At 63.3% G+C, this 21,363-nt stretch carries 18 protein-coding genes; 14 read left to right on the top strand and 4 right to left on the bottom strand.

Annotated elements, in window-relative coordinates; all coding sequences use genetic code 11:
- Window positions 1-19: 19 nt before the first annotated feature.
- The 3 genes from AABE10_RS15830 to AABE10_RS15820 form a co-directional block, all read right to left on the bottom strand.
- Entirely contained in the window at window positions 20-1,747 is a 1,728-nt protein-coding gene (locus tag AABE10_RS15830; RefSeq protein ID WP_342934211.1) for a putative 2-aminoethylphosphonate ABC transporter permease subunit, read from the bottom strand.
- The gene (locus AABE10_RS15825; RefSeq protein ID WP_342934210.1) at window positions 1,744-2,835 is read right to left on the bottom strand and encodes a putative 2-aminoethylphosphonate ABC transporter ATP-binding protein; all 1,092 of its coding nucleotides are present in this window, start codon (window positions 2,833-2,835) and stop codon (window positions 1,744-1,746) included. The genes AABE10_RS15830 and AABE10_RS15825 overlap by 4 nt, the downstream gene beginning before the upstream one ends.
- A gap of 110 nt (window positions 2,836-2,945) precedes the next feature.
- Window positions 2,946-4,001: a putative 2-aminoethylphosphonate ABC transporter substrate-binding protein gene (locus AABE10_RS15820; protein ID WP_342934209.1), complete on the bottom strand. Its 1,056-nt coding sequence runs from the start codon at window positions 3,999-4,001 to the stop codon at window positions 2,946-2,948.
- 250 nt (window positions 4,002-4,251) lie between these two features.
- Between AABE10_RS15820 and phnA the strand changes: the two genes are divergently transcribed.
- Genes phnA through ald form a run of 3 tightly spaced genes read left to right on the top strand, consistent with a single transcriptional unit; the run spans window position 4,252 to window position 8,140 of the window.
- The gene (phnA, locus tag AABE10_RS15815; protein ID WP_342934208.1) at window positions 4,252-5,493 is read left to right on the top strand and encodes a phosphonoacetate hydrolase; all 1,242 of its coding nucleotides are present in this window, start codon (window positions 4,252-4,254) and stop codon (window positions 5,491-5,493) included.
- A 13-nt stretch (window positions 5,494-5,506) separates the two neighbouring features.
- Complete coding sequence (gene phnY, locus AABE10_RS15810; protein ID WP_342934207.1) at window positions 5,507-6,964, top strand: phosphonoacetaldehyde dehydrogenase; 1,458 nt, start codon at window positions 5,507-5,509, stop codon at window positions 6,962-6,964.
- A 57-nt stretch (window positions 6,965-7,021) separates the two neighbouring features.
- Window positions 7,022-8,140, top strand: coding sequence for an alanine dehydrogenase (ald, locus tag AABE10_RS15805; RefSeq protein ID WP_342934206.1), 1,119 nt, complete (start codon window positions 7,022-7,024; stop codon window positions 8,138-8,140).
- Window positions 8,141-8,269: 129 nt separating this feature from the next.
- Here the strand turns inward: ald and AABE10_RS15800 are convergent, their stop codons facing one another.
- On the bottom strand, window positions 8,270-8,701 hold the full coding sequence (locus tag AABE10_RS15800; protein ID WP_342934432.1) for a CBS domain-containing protein: 432 nt from the start codon (window positions 8,699-8,701) through the stop codon (window positions 8,270-8,272).
- Between the two features lie 441 nt (window positions 8,702-9,142).
- Between AABE10_RS15800 and AABE10_RS15795 the strand changes: the two genes are divergently transcribed.
- The 11 genes from AABE10_RS15795 to AABE10_RS15745 all read left to right on the top strand — a co-directional run bounded on the left by AABE10_RS15795 (window position 9,143) and on the right by AABE10_RS15745 (window position 21,363).
- Window positions 9,143-9,868: an ABC transporter permease gene (locus tag AABE10_RS15795; protein WP_342934205.1), complete on the top strand. Its 726-nt coding sequence runs from the start codon at window positions 9,143-9,145 to the stop codon at window positions 9,866-9,868.
- 2 nt (window positions 9,869-9,870) lie between these two features.
- Entirely contained in the window at window positions 9,871-10,989 is a 1,119-nt protein-coding gene (locus AABE10_RS15790; RefSeq protein ID WP_342934204.1) for an ABC transporter ATP-binding protein, read from the top strand.
- Between the two features lie 8 nt (window positions 10,990-10,997).
- Entirely contained in the window at window positions 10,998-11,717 is a 720-nt protein-coding gene (locus AABE10_RS15785) for an ABC transporter permease (protein WP_342934203.1), read from the top strand.
- A gap of 40 nt (window positions 11,718-11,757) precedes the next feature.
- Entirely contained in the window at window positions 11,758-12,654 is an 897-nt protein-coding gene (locus AABE10_RS15780; protein WP_342934202.1) for a glycine betaine ABC transporter substrate-binding protein, read from the top strand.
- A 35-nt stretch (window positions 12,655-12,689) separates the two neighbouring features.
- Window positions 12,690-13,568, top strand: coding sequence for a nitrilase-related carbon-nitrogen hydrolase (locus AABE10_RS15775; protein WP_342934201.1), 879 nt, complete (start codon window positions 12,690-12,692; stop codon window positions 13,566-13,568).
- Window positions 13,569-13,581: 13 nt separating this feature from the next.
- Window positions 13,582-14,772, top strand: a complete 1,191-nt coding sequence (locus AABE10_RS15770) for an acyl-CoA dehydrogenase (protein WP_342934200.1) — start codon at window positions 13,582-13,584, stop codon at window positions 14,770-14,772.
- An 18-nt stretch (window positions 14,773-14,790) separates the two neighbouring features.
- Window positions 14,791-16,380 (top strand): long-chain-fatty-acid--CoA ligase, encoded by a 1,590-nt coding sequence (locus tag AABE10_RS15765; RefSeq protein WP_342934199.1) that lies wholly within the window; start codon window positions 14,791-14,793, stop codon window positions 16,378-16,380.
- 2 nt (window positions 16,381-16,382) lie between these two features.
- A complete protein-coding gene (locus AABE10_RS15760) occupies window positions 16,383-17,183 on the top strand; it encodes a crotonase/enoyl-CoA hydratase family protein (protein WP_342934198.1) in 801 nt (266 codons plus the stop codon).
- 94 nt (window positions 17,184-17,277) lie between these two features.
- Complete coding sequence (locus AABE10_RS15755) at window positions 17,278-18,354, top strand: GlxA family transcriptional regulator (RefSeq protein WP_342934197.1); 1,077 nt, start codon at window positions 17,278-17,280, stop codon at window positions 18,352-18,354.
- Between the two features lie 181 nt (window positions 18,355-18,535).
- Window positions 18,536-20,062 (top strand): amidase, encoded by a 1,527-nt coding sequence (locus AABE10_RS15750; protein WP_342934196.1) that lies wholly within the window; start codon window positions 18,536-18,538, stop codon window positions 20,060-20,062.
- 68 nt (window positions 20,063-20,130) lie between these two features.
- Entirely contained in the window at window positions 20,131-21,363 is a 1,233-nt protein-coding gene (locus tag AABE10_RS15745; RefSeq protein ID WP_342934195.1) for an FAD-binding oxidoreductase, read from the top strand.

Genomic DNA, 21,363 nt, shown 5'->3' with positions numbered 1-21,363 from the left:
GACGCGGTGAAAGTACGATTCAGCCATGGCGCGCAGTGCGCCATGCCTGGGTTCTACGCAACACGCCGTGCGACACGCCGGCGAACAGCAGACATGCAAACGAAGCCGTCACGAGCACGAGCGTCGCCATCGCGGCGGCCGGTCCGATCTGGCCGGCGTCGTCAAGATTCAGGATGGCGACGGATGCGGGCTGCGTGTCCGGCGAATAGAGAAACGCGACGGCCGACACCGTCGTCATGCCGTTGACGAACAGATAGCGCGCGATCTGCAAAATCGACGGCAGGCAGACGGGCACCGTGACGCGCCAGAACGTCTTGTAGAAAGGCACTTTCAGCGATGCGGAAACGGCTTCGAACTCGTTATCGATTTGCCGCAACGCAGTCACGGCCGTCAGATGACTCGACGAGTAGTAGTGCACGACCGTCACGATCGCGAGCAGCGCGAGCGTCCCATAGAGACCATTGAGCGGATTCGCTGGCGAGTTGAACAGAAAGATGTAGCTGATGCCGAGCACAAGCCCCGGCACGCCCATCGGCAGAATCGCGCAGAGATTGATGAAGCCGCGCAGCCAGCGCGGGCCACGCGTCTTCTCGACCAGATAGGCGCCGCCGAACACGATCGCCGTGCCGCCGATCGCCACGCACGCGGCCATCTTCAGGCTGTTCTTGTACGCGTCGAAAATGCCGGCGGCGATCAGGCCCATCTTGTAGTGCTGCAAGCCGAGGCTCATCTGGTACGGCCAGAACTTGACGAACGATGCGAACACCGAAATGCACACCACGGCCATCATCAACAGGCACACGACAGCGCAATATGCGAGCATCGCCATGTCGAAGCCGTGCGACGGCTTGGGCTGGAACGGCGTCGAGCGCGCGCCGAGTTGCGACTGCTGCTTGCGGCGAATAAAGAAGTCGACAGCGAATGCAACCAGCGCGGGACACAGCAACAGCAGGCTGACCACTGCGCTGCGATTGAAATCCTGCAAGCCGATGATGAGCTTGTAGATATCCGTCGAGAGAACCGTGTACGGCCCGCCGATCACGACGGGAACGCCGAAGTCGTTGATGCAGATCGTGAACGACACCATCGTCGCGCTGATCAGGCCGTACTTCGCGCCCGGCAGCGTGATCGTCATGAACTTGCGCAGACGGCGCGTGCCCATCGCGTCGGCGGCTTCATACAGGCGTCCGTCCGATAACGACAGCGCCGTCACGAGAATCATCAGCACGTGTGGAAACGCCGCGTAGATGAGACTGCATACGATGCCCGAAAACCCGTAAATCGAGTGTCCGTGCAACAGCGGCTTCAGGATGCCCGAATTGCCGAACCAGTAGATGAAGGACACGGCGGACAACAACGTCGGCGCGAGCAACGGCAGCAACGCGACCGTGCGCACCGCGTTTTTCATCGGCATGCACGAGCGCGTGAGCGCATAGGCAAAGGTGAACGCCATCGGAATGACGATCGATGTGACCGTGCAGGCGACGGCGACCGAGTGGACGGCCGACGTCCACACGGCACTGTTCGTCAGATAGCCGCTGAAGTTCGCAAGCCCGATGAAGCGCCCGTCCGCATCGACGAAACACTTGCCGATCACAAGCGCAAGCGGCAACAGAAGGAACATGGCCAGCAGCGCGCACATCAGCAGAAGCGCGAGCTGCCCGATCCGGTCATGCCAATGCGTGATTTGCCGCACTTCGGCGTGCGTTTCTTCGCCGCCACGGCGTTCGATCAGAACGGCGCTCATTGCAGACGCTCCTTCGCGGCCGTGAATACGCACACGTTTTCGCGGTTGATGGCGAGATCGAAACGCGCGCCCGTTTCCAGACCCGTGCGGCGCATCTCATGAAACGACAGGTCCGCGACAATCTCCTGCCCGCCCAGCCCGTCGACCTTGAAGCTGACACGGCAGAACGCACCCAGGAATTCGAGCTTTTCGACGCGAGCGGCCAGCAGGTTGTCAGGCACGCCGCCGGGCATGCGGATGTGAATGTCTTCGGGGCGAACGAACGCGGAAACCTTCGAACCCGGCGCGGGCTGCGCCGTGCCGCATCCATAGTGCAGGCCGACTTCTCCCGCCTTCAGCGTGCCGTCGTGCATCACTTCGGCGGGAATCATGTTGACCTTGCCGATGAAATCCGCGACGAAAGGCGATGCGGGCTCGCGATAGATTTCATGCGGCGTGCCGATCTGCTCGATCACGCCATGATTCATCACGACGATGCGATCGGCCATCGACAGTGCCTCTTCCTGGTCGTGCGTGACCATGATCGTCGTGACGCCGAGGCGCTGCTGCAACTGGCGAATCTCCTGGCGCAGACGCACGCGCACGCGCGCATCGAGCGCGGACAGCGGCTCGTCGAGCAGCAGCAGTCCCGGCGACGTTGCAAGCGCACGCGCGAGCGCAATGCGCTGCTGCTGACCGCCCGACAACTGGTTCGGATGCTTGCGATGCGCGTCGGGCAAGCCGACCAGCGCGAGCAGTTCATGCACGCGCTCGACAATCGCCGCGCGCTTCATCTTGCGATTCACGAGGCCGTAGGCGACGTTGTCGAATATCGTGAGGTTCGGAAACAACGCGTACGACTGGAACACGATGCCGTAGTCGCGAAGCTGCGGCGGCAGACGTGAAATGTCGCGGCCGTCCTGCATGATGCGGCCGGTGCTCTGCGTCTCCAGTCCCGCGATGATGCGCAGCAACGTCGTCTTGCCGCATCCCGATGGTCCAAGAAAACAAAGCATCTCGCCCTTCTTCACGCCAAGATCGATGTCCGTCAGAACGGGCGTGTCGTTGAACCGCTTGGAAACCTGCTGCACGCTCAAATAGGCTGTCATCTGTTCCTCCGCCTTCGCTTCTTCTGCCTGCATCGCAGCGGCACGCGCCGCTGCGTCGGTCGAAGCGCGTGAATCACTCACGGTTCACGCGCGTCACGCGAGACCCGGTGCTACTTCTGCTCCTTGCTGCCGTAGCGCTTTTGCCAGTCGCCGAGAATGGCCTGGCGGTTCTTCGCGGACCACACGAAGTCGTTTTTCACGAGCATTTCCGAATAGTTGTCGGGAATGCCGGAGAGCTTCTTCGCGACGCCCGGATACGCGACGATCGCCCACCATTGCGCGGTGATTTCATTCGCCTGCTTGCTAGCCATGAAGTCCGCGAGCTTCTTCGCTTCGTCGGGGTGTTTGGTCGTCTTCATCACGCCCGTCGCTTCCATGTCCCAGCCGAGCCCTTCTTTCGGGAAGATCAGATCGATGGGCGCGCCCTGTGCCTGCAACTCGTGTCCGCGGAACTCGAATGAAATGCCGATCGGGAATTCGCCAGTGCCCGCCAGCGTGCAAGGCTTCGAACCCGAATGCACGTATTGCGCGACGTTCTTGTCGAGCGCATCCATGTACTGCCAGCCCTTCTCGTCGCCGAAGGTCTGCAGCCACGAGGTGACGTCCAGATAGCCCGTGCCCGACGAGACCGGACTCGGCATCACGATCATCCCTTTGTAGACGGGCTTCGCGAGGTCTTCCCACGAAGTCGGCTTCGGCAAATGGCGCTTCTCCGCCTCGACGCGGTTGTAGCAGATGGTCGCGCCCCATACGTCCATGCCCACCCAATGCGGCGGGTTGTTGCTGTCGCTGTACTTGCGCGTGAGGCTATCGAAGCCCTTCGGCGCATACGGCATCAGCATGCCTTGCAGGTCCAGCAGCGTGAGGCTCGATGCCGCCAGGCCGAGCACGACGTCGGCGCGCGGATTGTTCTTTTCGGCAAGCAGCTTCGCCGTGACAGCGCCCGTCGAGTCGCGCACCCAGCGGATCTCGATGTCCGGGTTCGCTTTCTCGAATGCGTCCTTGTACGGCTTCATCGCTTCATCTTCGAGCGCCGTGTAGACCAGCAATTGCGTCTTCGCGTGCGCCAGTTGCACCGCGCCGAACGCCAGCGACGCCGCCACGACACAGCGCGCGGCAACACCCCAAAGACCCTTGCAACCGTTGAATCCCGCTTGTTCCTTCATCTCCAGACCCCTTGATAAATGGCGTCGCGGCCAGCGACGAAAACGGCCAGTGCTGCTGTATGTGGTTTCACCGCGGTACTGCCGCAGCGGTCTGCCGCGGCTCGATGCTGCAACCCTCGTCGACTGCTTCGTTGTTGTCTGTTGTTGACAATCTACAAAAGCTCAATTTTAATGTCAAGTATTGCCACACTTTGCCACACAACGCCTCATCCACGATTCCCGGATTACCCTGGTCAAAAGGAGAAGCACCATGAGCGAATCCCCTGTTTCCATCGAAGTGAACGGCCGTCGCTACAACTGGATGCGCCGACCTGTCGTCGTGGTCTGCGTCGACGGTTGCGCGTACGAATATCTGGAGATGGCCGCCGCGGCGGGCGTCGCGCCCTTCATCGAGAAGCTGTTGAAGCCGGCGACCGCCCTCAAGGGCGACTGCGTCGTGCCGAGCTTCACGAACCCGAACAACCTGTCGATCGTGACGGGCGTGCCGCCTGCCGTGCACGGCATCAGCGGCAACTACTTCTTCGATCGCGAGAGCGGCAAGGAAGTGTTGATGAACGATCCGAAGTACCTGGTCGCTCCCACGGTGCTCGCGCGTTTCGCGGACGCCGGCGCGAAAGTCGCCGTCGTCACGGCCAAGGACAAGCTGCGCCGCCTGCTCGGCAAAGGCCTGAAGGGCATCTGCTTTTCGTCGGAGAAAGCGGACGAGGCCACGCTCGACGAGAACGGCATCGACGATGTGATCGAACTGGTCGGCAAGCCGGTGCCGAGCGTGTACAGCGCGGAGCTGTCTGAGTTCGTGTTTGCAGCGGGCGTGCGCCTGCTGGAGACGCGCGACATCGACCTGATGTACCTGTCGACCACCGACTACGTGCAGCACAAATGCGCGCCCGGCACGCCCGGCGCGAACGCCTTCTACCAGATGATGGACGGCTATCTGCAGCGGCTGGACGAACTGGGCGCCATCGTCGCGATCACGGCCGATCACGGCATGAACGCGAAGCACAACGAAGACGGCGAACCCAACGTGATCTATCTGCAGGAGCGCTTCGACGAATGGCTCGGCGAGGACAAGGCTCGCGTGATCCTGCCGATCACCGATCCGTATGTCGTGCATCACGGCGCGCTCGGATCGTTCGCGACCGTCTATTTGCCCACCCTCGCCTCCGACGATGTCGATGCGCTGCGCCGTAAGCTCGCCGCAGAGCCCGGCATCGAACTCGTCGTCACGGGCGCGGAAGGATGCGCGCGCTTCGAGTTGCCGCCCGCGCGAATGGGCGATCTGATCGTGATCTCGAAGCGCGACGTCGTGCTCGGCACGCGGCGCATCAAACACGATCTTTCGGGACTCGACGCGCCGCTGCGTTCGCACGGCGGCCTTGCCGAGCAGACCGTTCCGCTGATCTTCAGCCAGCCCGTCGCGAAGTCGGCGGCGCAACGCGAACGGCTGCGCAACTTCGACATCATCGACATCGCGCTCAATCATCTTCAGTAACGAGGACACGCTCATGAACGCCATTGCAGACACGACGAAAGGACAATCGCAGGTTCGCCACGAGGCGCTGCGCATCGACGGCGAAAAAATCTATCGCGACGACGTGATCGAGGTGCGCAATCCGTATGACGGCACGCTCGTCGGCACGGTGCCGAAGGCGACGCTCGACGACGTGCGCCGCGCGTTCGAGGTCGCGCGCGCGTATCGCCCGACGCTCACGCGCTACGAGCGCTCGGCGATCCTGCGGCGCGCAGCCGATGCCGTGCGCGCGCGCACGCATGAAATTGCCGCGCTGATCACGGCGGAAGCCGGCTTGTGCATCAAGGACTCGACATACGAAGCGGGCCGCGTCGCGGACGTGCTCGTGTTCGGCGCGGGCGAGGTGCTGAAGGACGACGGGCAGATCTTCTCGTGCGATCTCACGCCTCACGGCAAGAAGCGTCGCGTGTACACGCAGCGCGATCCGCTGCTCGGCGTGATTTCGGCCATCACGCCGTTCAATCACCCGATGAACCAGGTCGCGCACAAGATCGTGCCGTCCATCGCGACGAACAACCGGATCGTCGTGAAGCCTTCTGAGAAAGTGCCGCTGTCGTGCTACCTGTTCGCCGACATCCTGTACGAAGCCGGCCTGCCCGTTCAGATGCTGCAAGTGATCACGGGCGACCCTTCTGTGATCGCCGATGAACTCATCACGAACCGCGCGATCGATCTGATCACGTTCACGGGCGGCGTATCGATCGGCAAGTCGATCGCGTCGCGCATGGGCTATCGGCGCGCAGTGCTCGAACTGGGGGGCAACGATCCCATCATCGTGATGGAAGACGCCGATCTCGACGAAGCCAGCACACTCGCCGTCTCGGGATCGTACAAAAACTCGGGACAACGCTGCACCGCAATCAAGCGGATGCTGGTGCACGAAGCCGTCGCCGACCGCTTCACCGATCTCGTCGTCGACAAGACGCGAGCGTGGAAATACGGGAATCCCGCCGACCCGTCGGTCGACATGGGCACTGTGATCGACGAAGCCGCTGCGCGCTTCTGCGAGCGCCAGGTCGACGATGCGATCGCGCGCGGCGCGCGTCTGCTCGTGGGCAATCAGCGCGACGGCGCGCTCTATTCGCCGACCGTCGTCGACGGCATCACGCCGGATATGCCGCTCGTCAAATATGAAACGTTCGGTCCCGTATCGCCGATCATGCGTTTCCGCACAATCGACGAGGCGATTCGGATGTCAAATAGTACGGACTATGCGCTGTCGTCGTCCGTGTGCACGAACCGCTTCGACTACATCACACGCTTCATTTCGGAACTGGAAGTAGGCAGCGTCAACGTGCGCGAAGTGCCGGGATACCGCCTCGAACTCACGCCGTTCGGCGGCGTGAAGGATTCGGGATTAGGCTATAAGGAAGGCGTGCAGGAGGCGATGAAGAGCTTCACCAATACCAAGACCTATTCGCTGCCGTGGTGAACATCTGACGAATCAGATGGCTTTGCGGCCAGTGTGAAGTTCCATACAGGAGGCTATATGCAGATAGGCGTTCCGAAGGAAATCAAGAACCACGAATATCGCGTCGGCCTCACGCCGTCGTCCGTGCGCGAGATCGTTGCGCACGGACACACGGTGAGCGTCGAAACAGCCGCGGGCGCAGGCATCGGCGCATCCGACGACGCCTACCGGGCAGCCGGCGCGCACGTGGCGCCCGATGCCGAGGCGATATTTTCGGCAGCCGACATGATCGTCAAGGTGAAGGAGCCGCAAGCGCGCGAGCGCGCGATGCTGCGCGAAGGGCAGATTCTCTTCACCTACCTGCATCTCGCGCCCGATCCGCAGCAATGCGCCGATCTCGTGGCGAGCAACGCCGTCTGTATCGCCTACGAGACGGTCACGCAGTCGGGCGGCGGACTGCCGCTGCTCGCGCCGATGTCGGAGGTCGCGGGACGCATGTCGATTCAGGCTGGCGCCTTTTGCCTGGAGCGCGCGCACGGTGGCAAGGGCATTCTGCTCGGCGGCGTGGCGGGCGTTCCGTCCGCGAAGATCGTGATCCTCGGCGGCGGCGTGGTCGGCTCCAATGCCGCGCAGATCGCCGTCGGCACGGGCGCGCAGGTCGTCGTGATCGACCGGAACGTCGACGTGTTGCGCCGCATGGACCGGCTGCTCGGCGCGCGCGTCGTCACGGTGTATTCGAACCAGGACAACATCGAGCAACACGTGCTCGACGCCGATCTTGTGATCGGCGGCGTACTGGTGCCCGGCGCGGCCGCGCCCAGGCTCGTGACGCGCAAGATGGTCGAGGCGATGCGTCCGGGCTCGGCCATCGTCGACGTCGCGATCGACCAGGGCGGTTGCTGCGAGACAGCAAAAGCCACGACCCACGCTGAACCGACGTACAAGGTCGGCGAAGTGGTTCACTACTGCGTCGCCAATATGCCCGGCGGCGTGCCGCGCACGTCCACGTACGCGCTGAACAACGCGACGCTGCCCTTTGTCCTCCAGATCGCGGACAAGGGCTGGCGCAAGGCGCTCACCGACGACGAGCATTTGCGCCGTGGCCTCAACGTGGCCTTCGGCAACGTGACGTGCCCGGAGGTTGCGACGGCATTGAGCTACGCGTGCGAAGACGCGGGGGCCGTCGCCGCAGGATAACGATAGTGTGGAACGGGTCGGCGGCCGGATGCTTCGGCCGCTGCCCCGCAACGCTTGCTTGCATGTGCATCGACGGCCTCGACTGCAAGCGCCGGCTGTGGGAACATCGACAGCCCGTCGTCGGCCGCTTTATTCCCCCTCCCCGGCCTCGCTCGTATCTGCCGCCGGCCACGCCTTGAAAATATCCCGCCAACTGACGATCCCGACCGGCCTGAAGTCGCCATCGACGATGGGAATGCACGAGATCCGATTGTCGAGGAACAGACTGATCGCCGCTGAAACCTTCGCGTCGGGCGTGAGCGTGGCGGGCTTGCGGCTCATGATCTGATGCACCCGCTTGTTGAGCGTCGCGATGTCGCGCGGCGACTCGACGACGCTATCGATGAACGGGCTCACCGCGCGCAACAAGTCCCGATCCGACACGACGCCTTGCAATTGCCCGTCTTCCACCACCAGCAAATGGTGAAACGCGACTGAGCCGAAGATCTCCTTGACGGTCGCCAGCGTGTCGTCAAAACCAACCGTCACGACGCGACGGGTCATGATCTCTGCGATTTTCATTCGATGTTCTACCCTGTTCGCCGCCCGCATCTTCGTCATTGCCATCCGTTACTGGCCGAACAAGCGCGGCGCGACAAGCGTGCGATCTGAAAAAACGGATTATCGGGTTTTGCCGCCTGGCAATTGAAAGAGCGCTTGCGGGACAAAGAAACGCCCTTCGGCAACCCCGGATGCAAACGTTGAACGGCCTGTCGCTTCCAGGCAAGGGATAACCCGCAATCATCTGGTCTGCCATCCCTTGCCCGGTAAAGGAATTGCACCGCAGCAAATTCGTGATGTCGCATTTGTGACAAAGAAGGTCGACTACAGATGAGAAGCTGCCGATTTTGTCCGGCTATCTTTTGCTCAACGCAAACGAAGCAAACCGCACCTGAATACATCGCAGGGCATCGGGCCGGAATGAGCGCTAAAGCACTCACTTCCGTCCACATAGGAGACAACGTGGAAACGCTTGCTTTCATCGTCGACAACTTCGCGTCGATCGTCCGGCTCACCGTCGAGCACATCGAGATCGTCGGCGTCGGTGTCGGCTTCGCGATCCTGACTGGCGTGCCGCTAGGCATCGCGATCACGGCCAGTCCGCGCGCCGCGAAGATCGTGCTGTACACGGCCGCCATCGTGATGACGATTCCATCCGTCGCGCTGTTCGGCGTGATGATCCCGATTCTTTCCGTAATCGGCCAGGGCATCGGCTTTCTACCGACAGTCATCGCGCTCTTTCTGTATTCGCAACTGCCCATCGTGCGCAACACGTACACGGCGATCACGAACATCGATCCCGCGTTGCGCGAGGCCGCGCGCGGCATCGGCATGACGACGCGCGAGCGTCTGTGGAAAGTCGAGATTCCGATCGCGCTGCCCATCATCATGGCGGGCGTGCGGATGGCCGTCGTGATCAACGTCGGCATTGCAGCCGTCGCCGCGTACATCGGCGCGGGCGGGCTCGGCAAGCTGATCAGCCGCGGCATTTCGCAATCGGACCCGCGCCAGCTGATTGCCGGCGCGATTCTCGTCAGCGTGCTCGCCATCGCCGCCGACTACGGCCTCGCCTGGGTGCAACGCCTGCTGACGCCGAAAGGCCTGCGCGGGCCGTCGCGCACCGCCACGCTCGCGCTGCGTCTCGGCGCATGGGCTTCCTTCCGTAAATCTCCTCGTCACGCGCAATAACCATGATCAAGCTCTCCAACATCACGAAGCGCTATGAAGGCGCGAGCGCCCCGGTGGTCGACGGCATCGACATGGAAGTCGGCGCGGGCGAAATCTGCGTGCTGCTCGGCCCTTCCGGCTGCGGCAAGACCACGACGCTGAAAATGATCAACCGTCTGATCCAGCCGACCTCGGGCAAGATCTTCATCGACGGCCGCGATACCGACGAGTTCGACGTCGTCGAACTGCGTCGCCAGATCGGCTATGTGATCCAGCAGATCGGTCTCTTTCCGAACATGACGGTCGAGGAGAACATCGGCGTCGTGCCGCGTCTGCTCGGCTGGGACAAGGCGAAGACGAAGCGCCGCGCAGCCGAATTGCTGGAAATCGTCGCGCTCGATCCGTCGATCTATCTGTCGCGCTATCCGAAGGACCTGTCGGGCGGCCAGCAGCAACGCATCGGCGTGGCGCGCGCCCTGGCAACCGATCCGCCTGTCATGCTGATGGACGAACCGTTCGGCGCGATCGACCCGATCAACCGTGAGCTGATCCAGGACGAGTTCCTGCGCATCCAGCAACAGGTGAAGAAAACGATCATGTTCGTGAGCCACGACATCGACGAAGCGGTGAAGATGGCCGACCGCATCGCGATCTTTAGCAGCGGCAGGCTCGAACAGTTCGATACGCCGGACACGATCCTCGCGCGGCCCGCGAGCCAGTTCATTGCGGGCTTCGTCGGCGCGGATCGCGCGTTGAAGCGGCTGCGCCTCGTGCGTGCAAAGGACGCGTTGTCGGCGTGCGACTGCGCGGCGCGTGTCGGCGAAAGCAGCGATCGCGCGCGTGCATTGCTCGAACAGCACGGCATCGAGCAGATCATCCTGCTCGACGCCACCGACAAGCCGCAAGGCTATCTGAGCGCCGCCGAGCTGCGCGCGATCGACGGCAAGCTGATGGCCGCGCACGCGAGTCCCGTGCAGGGCTTCGCGCGTCACAGCGACGATCTGCGCAGCGTGATTTCGTCGATGTTCGCGCTCGGCCAGTCGTGGCTGCCTACTGTCGACGACGACGGCCGCTTTGTCGGTTATGTGAATCAGGCGCATATCGTCGACATGCTGCGGCTGCCCTCGGAGACACGCGCATGAACTCCCGCATGAAAGCGCTCTTGTCACGCTGCGTCGCGCTCGCGGCATGCACCGCACCCGCGCTCGCACACGCGGACAACATGCTGGCGTCGATCGGCCAGTATCGCAATGACATCATCTATCAGTCGATCCAGCAGATGACGATGGTTGCGATTGCAGGCGGCCTGGCGATTATCGTCGCCGTGCCGCTCGGCATCTATCTGAGCCGCGCAACGGGCAAGCAGGCACGCGTCGCGCAAGCCGTCCTGCAGACGGTCAACATGGGCCAGGCGGTGCCGAAGCTCGCGTTGCTCGCGCTCGCGATGAGCGTGCTCGGCATCGGCCGCTGGCCGTCGGTCTTCGGGCTCTGGGTCGCGACGTTGCTGCCGATCGTGCTGAACACGCTCGAAGGCTTGCGCGCCGTGCCCCCTGCGCTGATCGAAGCGGCGACGGGAATGGGCATGACGCCCAGGCAGATCCTGCTGCGCGTCGAATTGCCGAACGCGCTGTATGTGATCTTCGCGGGCATCCGCACGGCGCTCGCGATCACGGTCGGGACGGCGCCGCTCGCCTTTCTCGTCGGCGGCGGCGGGCTCGGCGAGCTGATCTTCACCGGCATCGACATGAACGATTTTTCGATGCTGTTGGCGGGCGCGATTCCCACTGCGCTGCTCGCGATTCTCACTGACTTGCTCATCGGCCAGATGCAGGCGCATCTCGTGTCGAAAGGCGTCAATCCGCAACGCTAGTTCAACCACACACACGCTAACGCGTTTCCTCGAGGACATCATGAAGACTGCCTTTTTCAAGCGAGCCTGTGCGCTCGTCGCCCTCTCTTTTGCCTCTTCCTGGGCCATCACGTGCGCGGCGGCGAATGTCGTCGTCGGCGGCAAGAACTTCACAGAACAGCAACTCCTCGCCGAGATGACGACCGAGCTTTTGCAGGCCAAGGGCTTCGACGTCACGAAAAAAGACGGCATGGGCAGCGCCGTGCTGCGCCAGGCACAGGAAAACGGACAGGTCGACGTGTACTGGGAATACACGGGCACGTCGCTGATCACGTACAACAAGATCAATGATCGCCTTTCGCCCGAAGACACCTACAAGAAGGTGAAGGAGCTCGACGCCGCGAAAGGTCTCGTTTGGCTCGATCCGTCGCGCGCGAATAACACCTACTCGTTCGCGATGAATCAGGACGAAGCGAAGAAGCTCGGCATCGCGACGCTCAGCGATCTCGCGAAAGCGATCAAGGCCGGCAAGACGCTCACGTTCGCGTGCAACTCCGAGTTCTATGCGCGCCCGGACGGTCTGCGTCCGCTGCAAAAGCTCTATGGCTTCGACTTCTCGCAGGACGAAATCAAGCGGATGGATTCGGGCCTCACGTATCAGGCGCTCAAGGACCGTCAGGTGGACATCGCTCTGGTATTCGCCACGGATGGCCGTGTGCCCGCGTTCAACTTCGTGATTCTCAAGGACGACAAGGGCTTTTTCCCGTCGTATGCGCTGACGCCCGTGATCCGCAAGGCGACGCTCGACGCCAATCCGAAGCTCGGCCCGATCCTGAACGCGCTGTCGGCGAAGCTCGACGCACCGACGATGGCACGCCTGAACGCATCCGTCGACGTGCAAAAGAAGTCGTTCAGCGAGGTCTCGCATGACTTCCTGAAGGAAGCAGGTCTGCTCTAACGCATCAAGAACATGCAAACCTGAGAGACAACAACATGCCTTACCCTTCCTTTGATACGGCGCGCGGCGGCACGCTGACGGTTGCCGCCGCGCAGATCGACAGTTCATACGGCGATCTCGATGCGAATCTCACGAAGCATCTGCGCATGATCGACGAGGCGCGCAAGCGCGGCGTGTCGATGCTGCTGTTCCCCGAGCTGTCGCTATGCGGCCATAGCGCCGGAAAAGACGCATTGCGGCTCGCGATGCGGCTCGACCACCCCGCGCTCGCCGCGCTTGCCGAAGCGAGCGTCGATCTGCACACGTCGTTCGGCTTTATCGAAGAAGCGCCCGGCGGACAGTTCTACAACAGCCAGGCAACCGTGACGCGCGGACGGATCGTGCACGTGCATCGCAAGGTGCAGCTCGCGACCTACGGCAAGCTGCGCGACGGCCTCTATTACGCGCCGGGCGCGGAGCTCAGCGCATTCGACATCGACAGCCGCTGGTGCGTCGCCACGCCGATCTGCAACGACCTGTGGAATCCCGGCCTCGTCCACGACCTGATGTGCGACGGTGTCACGCTGCTCGCGGCGCCCATCAGCTCGGCGCGCGAGGCCGTGGGCGGCGGGTTCGACAATCCGTCGTCATGGGAACTGAACCTGCGCTTTTACGCAGTGACCTATGGCGTCGCCGTCGTGATGGCGAACCGCATCGGCACGGAAGGCATGCTCGGCTTCTGGGGCGGCTCACGCATTCTCGATCCGTTCGGCAGCACGGTCGCGATGGGCTCGACCACCGAAGAGGAACTGGTCGTCGGCGAACTCGACTACGCATCGCTACGCGAGGCACGCTTTCTGCTGCCGACGGTACGCGATTCGCGCGTATTCGCCGGGCGCGGCATTCGCGCCACACGTCAACCCGCCACGAACTGAAGCGTCGCCAGCCATGCAAGACTTTCTCCTCACCGAAGAAGACCGCGCGTTTCGCGGCGAAGTGCGCGCCTTCCTGCAACGCGAGCTTGCGCCGCGCGCCGTCGATATCGAAGACCATCAGGACTGGAATGCCGTCAAACATGTCGTGCGCGCGCTGGGCGAAGCCGGCTACTTGCGGCTGATGTTTGCGGATCTCTATCGAGGCTCGCTGAAAAAGCCGGGCCTCACGCACGCGACGATCCTTTCCGAAGAAGCATCGGCGATCAACTACGCGTTCGAAACGACCATTGCGACGGCATTGAGCTGCGCGTATCCGTTGCATCGCCATGCGAGCGCACGGCTGCGCGACGCGTACCTCGAACCGATACTCGACGGTAATGCCATCGGCGCGATCTGCGTGACGGAACCTGGCACGGGCAGCGATTCGGCGGACATGCAGACGCGCGTCGAATACGATGCGCGCACCGACGAATGGGTGATCAACGGGTTCAAGCGCTACATCTCGAACGCCTCGGTCGCGGACGTGTATATCGTCTACGGCATCACGCCGCGCGATGACAGCGCGAAGCCGCGCGTCACCGCCGTCGCTGTGCCGAAAGACGCGCCCGGCATCAGCTTTCCGCGCAACTACACGTTCATGGGACGGCGCGGCTGCATCGTCGGCGAAGTGAAGTTCGACGATTGCCGCGTCAGCGCCGACCATCTGCTGGGCAATGAAGGCGACGGCTTTGCGATCATGCGCGGCATGTTCAACTTCGAGCGCGCGATTCTCGGCGGCTCCGGTCTCGGCGTCGCGCGCAGCGCGTTCGAGATCGCGCGCGAGCATGCGCAGAGCCGCAAGACGTTCGGCCAGCTGCTCGGCTGCAAGCAGCTCATCTGGGACAAGATCGCGCAAATGAGCTGGCGCATCGACGCAGCCGAACTCATCACCTATCGCGCAACGAAGATGTACGACGCGAGCACGGACGGCAAGGCGCTAATGAAGGAAGCGGCGATGGCCAAGCTCGTCGCGACCGAGACCGCGAATTTCTGCGCGAACGAAACGGTGCAGATTCTGGGCGGCGACGGCCTGACGAAAGAATACGGCCGCGCCGAACAGCTCTATCGCGACGCGCGCGCGCTGACGATCGTCGGCGGCACATCGGAAATGGTGAAGTACCTGATCGCCTCGCGCGATCTGCCGGAACTCAAGATCAACCTTTGACCGTATTCCATTTCCATCATGCTGACTATTACCTCGCTGTTCGACAATACGGTCGCGAAGTACCCGGAGCGTCTCGCGCTCGTCTGCGGCGACACGCGCCTCACCTACGCGCAATGGGACGTGCGCGTGCGCGGATTCGCGCAGGCGCTGTTCGATCTCGGCGTGCGGCAGACGGATCGCGTCGCGATTTTCCAGAAGACGTCTGACGCAACGGCAACCGCCTATTTTGCGTGCCAGTTGCTCGGCGCGATTGCCGTGCCGATGAACTATCGTTTGTCCGCGAACGAAGCGGCGTTCATCATTCGCGATGCGGGCGCACGCGCGCTGATCTACGACGAGTCGATGCTGCCCGTCATCGCCAAGATCGAGCAGGCGCTCCCCGATCTGCGCATCTATATCTGCGTGACAGGACACGGCGAAGAAGCCGCCGATGCGTATGCGCCGCTGCATCATCACAACTTCGACGCGCTGATCGACAGCACGCGCCATCGCGACGCGCCGCTGCCCACGCTCGCGCCTGACGACATCTCGGCGCTCGTCTACACGTCGGGCACGACGGGCCGCCCGAAAGGCGCGATTCACACGCACGGCAACGACGTCGCGATCGCCACGAACTGCGTGATGGAGTACAGCCTGACGAGCACCGATGCCGCGTTGCATATCGCCCCGCTCTATCACGTCGGCGGCATGCAGGCGTATTTCATGCCGCATCTGATGGTGGGCGCGGCGAACATCGTGCTGCCCCGCTACGATCCGCTGCGCACGCTGGCCGCGATCGCCCGGCATCGCATCACCACGCTCTTCGCGGTGCCGACGCAGATTCAGGACATGTTGTTTCATCCCACGTTCGCGCAGACGGATCACCGCAGCCTGCGCATGATCACGACGGGAGGAGCGGCCATTCCCGCCGCGACCATGCAGCGCGTGATCGACGAGTTCTGTCCGAACATCTATAACGGTTACGGGATGACGGAAGCGAGCCTCACGTTGCTGCTTCATCCGCGCGATGCGCTGTCGCGCCTCGGCTCGTGCGGCAAGCCGACGTTGATCAGCACATGCCGCATCGTGACGCACGACCCGGAGCGCGCAGTGCCGCCGACCGAATGCGTCGAAGCGGGCAAAGTCGGCCAGTTGATCGTGCGCGGCCCGCAACTGGCGCGCGCATACTGGAACAACCCCGTCGAGACGGCGAAGAAGTTTCGCGACGGCTGGCTCTATACGGGCGATCTTTTCAGCGTCGACGCGGGCGGCTATTTCCACTTCCACGGCCGCGCCGACGACATGATCGTCTCAGGCGGCGAAAACATCTATCCGCGCGAAGTCGAGGAAGTGCTGTATCACTGCCCGGGCGTGCAGGAGGCCGCTGTGATCGGCACGCCCGATGAGAAGTGGGGGCAGGCCGTGACGGCATTCGTCGTGCGCAGCGACACTCAGTTGACGGAGGAAGCGATCATCGCATTCTGCAAGGCCAGCGACGACCTCGCGCCGTACAAGCGGCCGAAGAAAGTGCTGTTCGTCGACAGGCTGCCGCTGAATCCGAGCGGCAAGGTGCTTCGGCGCGAGCTCGCGGCTTCCGTGGCCCAGGACCTCTTGCAAACGGGAACGTAATCATGAATGAACCGGTACGGTACGAATTCGACGGCGGCGTGGCGACCATCACGCTGAACCGTCCGGAAACGCGCAATGCGTTGACGGAGATGGAAGTGGTCGATGCGCTCGTCGCGAGCCTGGAGCGCGCGCAAGCCGATCTGTCCGTGCGCGCGATCGTGCTGACGGGAGCGGGCCCGGCATTTTCGTCGGGCGGCAACATCAAGCACATGCGCGACGAGGTCGGCACCTTCGGCGGCAACTCGGCGCAGATACGGGAGAACTATCGGCGCGGCATCCAGCGCATCCCGCGTGCGTTTCATGAACTGGACGTGCCCTGCATTGCCGCCGTCAACGGCCCGGCGCATGGCGCGGGCTGCGATCTCGCGCTGATGTGCGATATCCGCCTCGCAGCGCAAAGCGCGCTGTTCGCGGAAAGCTTCGCGAAAGTCGGCATCATTCCCGGCGACGGCGGCGCATGGCTGCTGCCGCGTGCGATCGGCCTGTCGCGCGCCGCCGAAATGATTTTCACGGGCACGCCCATCGACGCGCAATGCGCGCTCGAATGGGGTCTCGTGTCGCGCGTCGTGCCCGATGCGCAGTTGCTGCCCACCGCACACGAACTGGCGCAACGGATCGCGAGCAATCCGCCCAACGTGCTGCGCATGAGCAAGCGCCTGATCCGCGAAGGTCAGCGTATGGATCTGCCGAGTCTGCTGGAACTGTCGGCGGCGTTTCAGGGCATCGTGCATCGCACGGCGGATCATCGCGAGGCCATCGCCGCGACCTTCGAGAAGCGCGCACCCGACTACACGGGCGAATGATGCCGGCGCCGGCCTGAGCGCTTCAAGACACGCATGACGCGATGGACCCGCGCATCGCGATATGCGACAGTCTCCTTATCCTGGCTCCTCCACCATGAACATGCGCACGAAGAGCAACGAGGCGCCGAAGCTGGCTGCGGCGCTGCAACTGGAACGGCGGACGGCGGACGCGGACGTGGGCGCGGCCGGCATCGCGCGCGGCACGCTTGAGCGTCCCGTCGTCACGCAACGCATCGGTTTTTTTCTGGTGCCGAACTTCTCGATGATGGCGCTCAGCTCGGCAACCGAGCCTCTGCGTGCCGCCAACCGGATGAGCGGCAAGCCGCTCTATAGCTGGCATCTGATCAGCGCCGACGGCGAACCCGTGTCGTCGAGTTCGGGTTTTTCGCTGCTGCCGGAATCGGCGATGACGTCGTCGATTGCCGTCGATCAGCTATTCGTGGTGGCAAGCATCGATGTCGAGAACTACCGCAACGCGTCGGTGTTCGATTTTCTGCGCCGCTATGCGGCGAGTGGCCGGCCGCTGGGCGGCGTCAGTCTCGGCACGATGATCCTCGCGCGCGCGGGGCTGCTCGACAAGCGCCGCTGCACGATCCATTGGGAGGCGTTGAAAGCGCTCGCCGACGAGTTTCCGTCATTGACGGTGACACGCGACCTCTATTGCATCGACGGCGACCGGCTCACGTGCGGCGGCGGCACGTCCGCGATCGATCTGATGCTCGACATGATTGCGCGCGCGCATAGCCGCCGGCTCGCCGCCGACGTCGCCGACCAGTTCCTGCACACGCGCATTCGCGCCTCGCAGGAAAGCCAGAAAATGGCGATCCAGTGGCGCTACGGCATCGAGGACCGGCGCATCGTCAATGCGATCACATTGATGGAACAGAACATCGAACGGCCCGTGCCCGTGCAGACCATCGCTTCGCTGGTGGGCATTTCGCCGCGTCAGATCGAACGCATGTGGCTCAAGCACTTCGGCATGGGGCCGTCGCAGTTCTATCTCGACGTGCGCCTGAAGGCCGCGCAAAAACTGCTGCACGAATCGACCTCGTCCATCTTCGATATCGCCTTGCAGTGCGGATTCACAAGCGCCTCGCATCTCGGACGGTGCTATCGCAAGGCGTTTTCCATCACCCCCGGGCAGGAGCGTTCGTCGAAGGCGAACGTCTGAGGCCGTTAGCCGTTAGCATGTTCGTGGCACGTACGCGCGACGCGTATCGCGCTAACCTGTGCCCTGAGCGCTTCGTTGTGCGGCGGCCGCGTGCGCCGTACGCTCGTCCCCGTGATCTGGCTGCGCGATCGCAACGGCGAAGCGCTCAACTGACCATTCTTCGACTCGAGGATTTCGAATCATGTCTGCTCACGACGATCTCGTCAGCCGCAATGCCGTCGAACTGCGCCGGATGATCGGCGCGAAAGAGATTTCGCCTGTCGAACTGCTCGATGCCTGCATCGAACGGATCGAAGCCATCAACCCGGCCGTCAACGCGATTACGGCAACCTGTTACGACGATGCGCGCGAAGCCGCGCAAGCGGCCGAGCGCAAGGTGCTCGCGGGCGAGCCGCTCGGACTGCTGCATGGCTTGCCGCTCGGCGTAAAGGATCTCGAAGATACGGCGGGACTGCTCACCACTTACGGCTCGCCGATGTCGCGCGGCCATGTGCCTTCGCGCGATGTCACGCTGGTCGAACGGCTGCGCGCGGCGGGCGCGATTCTCGTCGGCAAGACGAACGTACCGGAGCTCGGCGCCGGCGCAAATACGCGCAACCCGGTATGGGGCGCGACGGGCAATCCGTTCGACACCGAACTGAACGCGGGTGGATCGTCGGGCGGCTCGGCTGCGGCCCTCGCGTGCGACATGCTGCCCGTCTGCACCGGCTCGGATACGGGCGGCTCGCTGCGCATTCCGGCGTCGAAGTGCGGCGTGGTCGGCTTTCGCCCGTCTCCCGGACTCGTGCCGAACTCGCGTCGTCTGCTCGGCTGGACGCCGATTTCGGTCGTCGGTCCGATGGGCCGCGACGTCGAAGAGACGGCACTGCAACTCGCGGCGACAGCGGGCTTATCCGTTAGCGATCCGCTCAGCTACGAAACCGATTCGCGCGGCTTCGCGGCGCTGCCCTCGCTCGATCTCGCCACGCTGCGCATCGGCTACACGGAAGACTTCGGCTCGTGCGACGTCGACGACAACATTCGCGCGCTGTTCCGCTCGCGCATGGCCGCGCTCGCAAAGATGGTTCGCGCTTGCGAGCCCATCAGCTTCGATCTCGGCGACGTGCACCGGTCGTTCGACGTGATCCGCGCGGAAAGCTTCGTCGCGGGGCTGCGCGATGTGTATGCGCGCGACCCGGGCGCGCTGGGACCGAACACGCGCGCGAACTACGAAATGGGCGCGTCGATGACGCTCGCCGACAGCGCATGGGCTCACGGGGAGCAGACGCGCATCTTCAGGCGCTTTCAGTCCGCGTTCGAGCGCTACGACGTGATCGTGTCGCCGACTACGCCCGTTTCGCCGTTTCCGTGGCGCGACCTGTACGCGGCGCAGATCAACGGACGCGCGCAGGAGAACTACTATCGATGGCTCGCGCTGACCTACATCGTCACGCTGACGACGCATCCGGCGCTGTCGCTGCCGTGCGGCGTCGATCATGCGGGCATGCCGTTCGGTTTGCAGATCGTCGGGCCGTATCATGGCGATCTGAATACGCTGGCCGTTGCGCGCGCGATGGAGCAGGCTTTCGACAGCGAGCCCGCACTGCGCCGTCCGCGCCCCGATCTGTCGCGTCTCACGCAGCCGAATGCGGCGCTGAAATCGATCGTCACCGCGCCGCCCATCTTCAACTCTACCGGCGAAGGCGATGCCAGCATGTCATCGATGTAACTCACTCGCAAGAACATCATGTCCAGTGAAATCAAAAGCATGACGGCACCGGTAAGGAAAGCACCGCGATGAAGTTCGATACCGTGGTACTCGGCGCGGGCATGGTGGGCGTGTCGGTGGCCGCGCATCTGCAACAGCGTGGACTGTCCGTTGCGCTCGTCGACCGCAAGGCGCCCGGCAACGAGACGTCGTTCGGCAACGCGGGACTGATCCAGCGCGAAGGCGTGTATCCGTACGCGTTCCCTCGCGATCCGGCGACGCTGCTGCGCTATGCGCGCAACCGTTCGCTCGACGTGCGCTACCACCCGCGCGCGATGCCGAAGCTCCTGCCGTTTCTGTACCGCTACTGGTATCACTCGCGCGCGGACCGGCACGCGGCAATCGCGCGTTCGTACTCGACGCTGATCGAGCATTGCGTCAGCGAGCACCGCGCGCTGATCGCGGCGTCGGGTGCGCAGGACTTGCTGCGCACGGGAGGCTGGCTGAAAGTGTTCCGCAGCGCGCGCACGCAGGACACGGAGATGCGCAAGGTCGAGCGATGGAACGCAGAATATGGCGTCGCATTCGAGGCACTCGATGCAGCCCGGCTGCGACGCGAAGAGCCGTCGTTGAGTCACGCATTGCTCGGCGCGCTGCGTTACACGGATGCCGATTCCGTCAGCGATCCCAACGCGCTCGTCACCGCTTACGCGCGCTACTTCGAGCAACTGGGCGGCCGCATCTTCATCGGCGATGCGATGACGCTCGAACCGCATTGGAGCGTGAACACGGAAGCTGGCCGCATCGACGCGCATTCAGCCGTTGTCGCGTTGGGTCCGTGGTCGGATACGGTCAGTGCGCGGCTCGGCTATCGTCTGCCGCTCGCCGTCAAGCGCGGGTATCACATGCATTACTCGACAGTCGATGGCGCTCGCTTGAACCAGCCGGTGCTCGACACGGAGATCGGCTACATGATCACGCCGATGGCGCGCGGCATCCGCCTGACGACGGGCGCCGAGCTGGCCATGTGCGATGCGCCTGCAACGCCCGTGCAACTGGACGCAATCGAACCCATTGCGCGGAATACCTTTCCGCTCGGCGCGAGACTCGACGAGCGTCCCTGGCTCGGCAGGCGCCCCTGCACGCCCGACATGATGCCGATCATCGGGCCGGCGAAACGTCACAAGGAATTGTGGTTCGCGTTCGGCCACGCCCACCACGGATTGACGCTCGGTCCCGTTACAGGACGTTTGCTCGCGGAGATGATGGTCGGCGCCGAACCGGTTGCGGACCCGTTTCCGTTTCGCGTCGATCGCTTTTAG

Source organism: Paraburkholderia diazotrophica, assembly GCF_038900755.1.
Lineage (GTDB): Bacteria > Pseudomonadota > Gammaproteobacteria > Burkholderiales > Burkholderiaceae > Paraburkholderia > Paraburkholderia diazotrophica_A.
The sequence above is the reverse complement of the archived record's forward strand: the minus strand, read 5'-3'. Positions and strand labels throughout refer to the sequence as shown.